Here is a 6410-nt window from a genome sequence, read left to right as displayed (position 1 = left end):
GACCGAAGACCGAAGTAAACCAGAATTCAAGGTGTCTTTGAATTTTTGATCCTATAAATTTTCTACTGGCAAGATTCCGTATAATCACAATAAAAAATTATCATTAACATTTCACAAAATTTAAATACAAAAATTATGAGCTCAGGAAAATTATTATTAGGAATCATGGTAGGCGCAGCCGCTGGTGCAGCTTTAGGGATCTTATTGGCTCCTGAAAAGGGTTCGGAAACCCGTAGAAAAATCTCTAAAAAAGGCGAAGATTCGTTTGGAGAAATTCAGGTGCAATTCGATCAACTAATGGAAAATATAGCAGCAAAGTATAAAGCTGTTATGGAAGACGCTGATTCATTAATAATAAAAAGCAAATCAAAAATGTATGATGGACACAACGAGCTTAAAAATGATGGCCATCATGATTCGAGTTTACCCAAAACTGATATACAGCTATGAAAAAACAATCATTCATCACCGCATTGCTAATTTCCATCATGACAATATTTTCAAGTTGTTCAGTAATTGGAGATATATTCAAAGCCGGAATAGGAGTAGGCATATTTTTAGTTGTATTTGTTGTTGCTATAATTATATATTTCGTTCTGCGTATGAGAAAATCCAAATAGAATAAATTAATTTTGTACTCCTTCAAAATATGTCAAGTTGGCACAATGGGCAGCAAGGAAATACATTGTACAAATAAACTAGTTAAGACCTTAGCAATGACCGATAATAAACTTCCCCTGATGGTATTCGATGTTAATGAAACACTATTGGATATGGCAACCCTGAAAAGTAAAATAAATAGCCTTTTAGGTAGCAATAAAGGCTTTGGTGTCTGGTTTGAAATGCTCCTGCATTATTCTTTAGTGGATAACTGCACAAGTAATTATCACAACTTTACTGAACTTGCAGATGCTACTTTAGAGATGGCTGTCAAAGATCTAAAGGCAGATGTCACTCCTAAAGAAAGAAAAGAAGCATTACAAACTATCAAGGAATTATCTACTTACGATGATGTGCCAAAAGGCTTGCAGCTTTTAAAAGAGAATGGATTTCGTCTTGTTACGCTTACTAATTCGCCTTCAGCTACGCTTACTGCACAAATGCAACATGCAAAACTCACCGAATATTTTGAAGCAACACTTAGTATAGATACAATTAAAAAATATAAACCAGCATTAGAAACATATACATGGGCAACCGAACAATTGTCAGTAAATGTTTCTGATGCCATACTGGTTGCTGCTCACGGTTGGGATATTGCTGGTGCTTTACGAGCTGGCATGCAGGCAGCTTTTATTGAACGTGAAGGTCAATCACTTTATCCGCTTGCCCCGAAGCCCCAATTCATAGGAAAGAATTTGATTGAAGTTTCCAAGAGTATCATTGCTCATTACAGTTAAAAAAAGCTTGAAGACAAACTATGATTTTGCAAAACTATCGATAGAAAAATGGCCTTTCACGATAATAATAATTCCATGATCCGGTAAAAATAAACAAATTATCAGTTTGTCTGAGAAAGAGCAAGAGGCTTAATTCAAAGATAGCGGAGATGTTGCCTGATGATTGGTAAATCGATAGCGAAGACGTAGGTAATATGTACGCCTGGCTGAAAATTCAAAGTTGCAATGGCTCCTGCATTTTTACCACACTCCTCACCTCCTATCATTTCTATTCCTCCGAATCCACCCGATTATCTTCTTAGATAAACTTTATTCCAAATAGTAAAAGCGTTGGGCTAGATATAATCCTGTTCAATAGTCAGGATTAGCTACATCATTTTATTTTTTCGAATTTATAATTCAAGAATACTACCCTCGTCAAACCAACACCCCGGACTGTAGCCATCAAACGGAAGTTATTATAGTTAAGTGATCTGTGAGATAAACCACCGTGTAAGACAAGAAAAAAGATATATTAGTCATTATGAAGTTTCAACCAACTGGAAAACCGTGTGTGATCATAGCTTTTTCTTTAGTAATGATTTTTTTGGCTAATCAAACCAGCAACGCTCAGAAGCAAAAGGAGCAAGTTCAAAGCCTTGCTCTTAAAATATCTTTTGGACACCTGGGAGCAATTAAGACTATAAAGAAAATAGTATTGATAAGTTCTGTACCCGGAATGACCATTTCCAATTTATCGGGCAATTTGCTCGAATCAGATGATCAGCTTAGTAATGGAATCCTGCTAAACTACGGCGCCGGCGATGTAGATGAATTGATTGCAACGATCAGCTGGCAAAAACCAGTGGCTGAATTGTTGAAAATGGGCGAGATGAAAATGTGGCCCTATTTAATGGAAAATGGATCTCAGGGACAGATTGAACGGCTGAGTAAAGACCCTTGGAATATGCCGGACGCTCCAATTCTGACGGTTCAATTGGACAAAGCTGGAATAGAAGGCTTTTCATTTTCCCTCCAGCAATTACTTAGTGAGGGAGCCATGTGGTTACCCGAACAGGATATTTACCTAAGTATTGCTGACAAGCCCCTTGATTTTGATCAATACCTCACTTCATTAACGGGGATGCGCACACTGAAACGTGTTAATAAAGAACCAGATGCATCCTACGAATTTTTCAAAACTCAATGGAAGGACTTTGGGAATCCCAACGTCTATAATTTCCCCTGGCAGACAAAATATAAGGGGACAACCGGGCATTTAACGGTAACGGCTGCAGCTCATGGATCCATTTACAAATTCGCGATTGACCGATGGGGAAATGTGAGACCCGACTATGCTTCACCTTACGAGTTTAGGATGGATCCTATTTGGGAAGGAAGCAAATGGATTAGTCAGGTGATTGAAAATGGCTTGCCGATTCTAATCACTCACTTGGAAAAGGATGGACAGAGGTTGGAAATGGAACAATTTGCTAGCCCCTTGGAGAAAATAGATGCATCTAATCGCGGTTATATTCCAAGCGTTTTTTTTACCAAAGTAAAAATTACCGGCAAACCCGGACCGGTAACTTATAAAGTCAGCCTGAATAGTGAAGTAAAGGATCAGGAACTTGAGTTGAAAAAGTCCACTTATGGCTGGATGGTTTCTGAGAAAGCGACAGGTAATATTCTTTTGACGATCGAATCTGGAAATAACTTAACGGTTGGGATGGATGAAGGCCTAACCGAAGAATATGGACAAGAATATATCCTAACTATTAGCGGGCAGCTAAATGACGGTCAATCGCTACAATTATTAGTGAAGCTTCCTTCCCCTTCCGTCGAGATTTCACAGCGAACAACTTTGGAAGCGCTAACTTTTTCATCTGCAAAAAATCAAACCGTAAAATACTGGAATGATTGGATTGATCAAGGTGCGCTATTTGAAGTTCCCGAAGAAGCTGTCAATGAATTATTCCGGGCCAATGTATGGCATTCACTTATTTTGCCTCGCCACACGATAGATAGCACTGGAAAAGACCACATGGATCTTCCTTATTCAAATGTTGCCTACGGTCAAGAAAACTCGGACTGGCCTATAAATCAAGGCGTGTATGTTGACTATATGATTTATGGTTTACGGGGATATGAGGAAGTGGCGCAAAATGAAATCAAGTCCATTTTTCAAACACAACAACGACCGGATGGCAGAATTGGAGGTTATGCTGAATGGGGCGTTTATTCGCCAGGACATTTATACACCATAGCTCAGAATTATCTTCTTTCTGGAAATCGGGATCACTTTGAACAATTGCTCCCCTCCTCTCTCAAAACTCTGGATTGGACTTTGGCTAAAATTGCTGAATCAACTACCGGAAAAGAGGGTTCCGGTTTGATTCTGAACCCGCTCAACGATTTGACCACCGTGGAAAGGGCCTGGGCATTTACACAAGCTTATTACGTGGCCGGTCTTGAACTTTTTGGAAAAGCACTAGCTCGATATAATCATCCCCGTGCAGCCGAGGTAAAACAAATCAGTGCCAAAATGAAAAAGGATGTGGTCATGGCATTTGCCCGAAGCAGTGTTAAATCTCCCGTTGTCCAGTTGGCTGACGGCACTTGGATTAATTATGTTCCAACAGATGCCTTGACTCCTCGTAGAATGTTGGACGAGTGGTACCCCACGGATGTTGACACCGGCCCTTTGCATTTGTCGAGATTGGGAGTTTTTGAAGCTGACAGCTGGCTTACCACGGCTATGCTAAATGACCATGAAGACAACCTTTTCCTCCAAAATAAAGGGGCGGCAAATGAACCGATCTATGTACAGCAGTCAGCTGCCTATCTATTGCGCGACGAGCCAAAAGCAGTAATCCGAAGCTTTTATAGTTTGATGGCAAGTGCATTTTCCAATGGCCAGTTTAGTCCGCTTGAGCATCGCTGGGCACATGGACAATATTACGGACCTCCCAGTACCGATGGTGCCTGGTTTGAACTATACCGTAAGATGTTGATTGATGAAATTGGAGATGAAACCCTTATGATCGGTCAGGCGATACCACGGGCATGGTTGGAAAATGGTAAAGAAATCAAGGTGAAAAATGCGCCCACCTATTTCGGGGAAATTTCATTTTCTATTCAAGGCGAATCCAACGAGCATGAAATCGTGGCAACTATTGAACTCTCGGATCGGGATCCACCAAAAGAATTATGGGTAAGATTGCGTCATCCTGATGAAAAACCCATTCGTTCTGTAATGGTGAATGGTCGACCATGGGACACTTTTGATGTAAAAAAGGAAACAATTAAAATTCCCGAACCGAACGAGAGTAAGTATATTATCTCTGTGAGCTATTGATCAGCTGGCTTCTTCGCAGATTTTAACGTCTAGGCAACATAAACGACGGTGCTAAATATTGAATTGAGACTGCTGGTAGATAGAATTGGCAGCTTTTGGAAAAGTGGATGTGCAGTTTAGCTTACATTTCCTTAGCAGTCCAAATAATATAAAGTCCATCCAAATCAGTAAATCTTAAGGTGGTTGGAATAACCATTTCCCCGCTTGGTTTCATTAGTACGTTGGACTGGGTATAATCCAGAGAAACCGATGGGTATTACTAAAACTTCATGTTTTTAAAAGTCGATACTTTAAGAATCGATCCTCAAGTTAAGATCAGAGTGTAACTCTCGCAGGAGAACTAGAGGACACTAATTTTTAAAAATATATTGGTGATGAAGTCTATAGGTACATGAAAACTTATTTTGGTAAATGAAAAAATCAAGAAGAGTGAATCGCCACATCAGACTTCTAAAGTGTTTCACGGTAAGCTTTGCTGGTCTCTTAGTGAAAACTTCAGCATATCGCCAGTTGATATTCATTGGATAAATCAATTAACAAATATGAAAATCGTAATCAGCACATTTGGTTCATTAGGTGATTTATACCCGTACCTCGAAATGGGATCTTTGCTATCAGCAGCTGGTTATGAAGTGACAATTGCTATCTCTAAGGTGCTTCGTGAAAGAGTTGAAACATCATATCCAGTAAACTACCTCATATTCTAAGACTAATCCTTGAAGCAGAAAGACCGAGAGTTTTTTTAGTGGGGTTGCTTCAGTGGAAACCATTCTGCGAAATGCTTGGCTATTTTATGATAACCTCTCAAACAAAAGACTTTATTAAACAGTAGCTGATTTCAATGGTGCTCATGAATGCTTGGCATTTCACACATTGTAACCACCATCTTTTAATCTATATTCACCATTCAAAGCATCCACTAAATCTGTAAGCAACGGTATAATCAGAGACACTTTAGCTCTTCGCCAGACTTTTAAAGGTAATTTTGACCGAAAACGGGGGCTAAAAAAAATTGTAGGTAAAAATCAGTTCTAAAACAAAGATCTAAAAAATGAAAGCAATGTTAAAATCAGGTTTAATTTTTCTGGCAGCAACTATCTTTTTGACAAGTTGTGCGAGTACAACCCTTATTCAAAGTAATCCATCTGGTGCTCAAGTTTATATTGACAGTCAGAATAAAGGAGTGACACCATATAACTACAGTGACACGAAAATTGTGGGCTCATCTACAGCTATTACCTTGAAAAAGGAAGGTCATCAAGACTTAAATGTGATGCTAATACGTAATGAACGTGCTGACGTTGGAGCTATAATTGGAGGTTTCTTAGTTCTTGTTCCTTTTCTTTGGACAATGCAGTACAATCCGACTCATAATTATGAATTAATTCCCGGATCAAACCAAAATACGGAGGAAGCAAATGGAACAACTCAAAATTCTAACTCGACCAATGAATTGGTTAAATTGAAAAATCTACTTGATCAAGGAGCAATCACAACTGACGACTTCACCATCTTAAAGGTAAAAATTCTGAATAGTGAATATGAATACAGCAATAGCGTCGCTGACCAGCTTATCAAATTGAAAGGACTTTTGGATTCCAATTTGCTAACGAACGAAGAATATAACTCTCAAAAGAATAAATTAGTGAATGGAAAATAAAGACTCATCCACA

The 6410-nt window shown here is 38.9% G+C and carries 4 protein-coding genes; all 4 read left to right on the top strand.

Annotated elements, in window-relative coordinates:
* The first annotated feature begins 135 nt into the window (after positions 1 to 135).
* The 4 genes from BVH04_RS21020 to BVH04_RS21000 all read left to right on the top strand — a co-directional run bounded on the left by BVH04_RS21020 (position 136) and on the right by BVH04_RS21000 (position 6397).
* Positions 136 to 450 (top strand): YtxH domain-containing protein, encoded by a 315-nt coding sequence (locus BVH04_RS21020; protein WP_086543424.1) that lies wholly within the window; start codon positions 136 to 138, stop codon positions 448 to 450.
* 266 nt (positions 451 to 716) lie between these two features.
* On the top strand, positions 717 to 1400 hold the full coding sequence (locus tag BVH04_RS21015; RefSeq protein WP_086543432.1) for a haloacid dehalogenase type II: 684 nt from the start codon (positions 717 to 719) through the stop codon (positions 1398 to 1400).
* Between the two features lie 523 nt (positions 1401 to 1923).
* On the top strand, positions 1924 to 4737 hold the full coding sequence (locus BVH04_RS21010; RefSeq protein ID WP_147303430.1) for a hypothetical protein: 2814 nt from the start codon (positions 1924 to 1926) through the stop codon (positions 4735 to 4737).
* Between the two features lie 1051 nt (positions 4738 to 5788).
* Positions 5789 to 6397, top strand: coding sequence for an SHOCT domain-containing protein (locus BVH04_RS21000; protein WP_116116400.1), 609 nt, complete (start codon positions 5789 to 5791; stop codon positions 6395 to 6397).
* The last annotated feature ends 13 nt before the right edge of the window (positions 6398 to 6410 follow it).

It is taken from the genome of Algoriphagus antarcticus (assembly GCF_002150685.1).
In the GTDB taxonomy this organism is placed as follows: domain Bacteria; phylum Bacteroidota; class Bacteroidia; order Cytophagales; family Cyclobacteriaceae; genus Algoriphagus; species Algoriphagus antarcticus.
The sequence above is the reverse complement of the archived record's forward strand: the minus strand, read 5'-3'. Positions and strand labels throughout refer to the sequence as shown.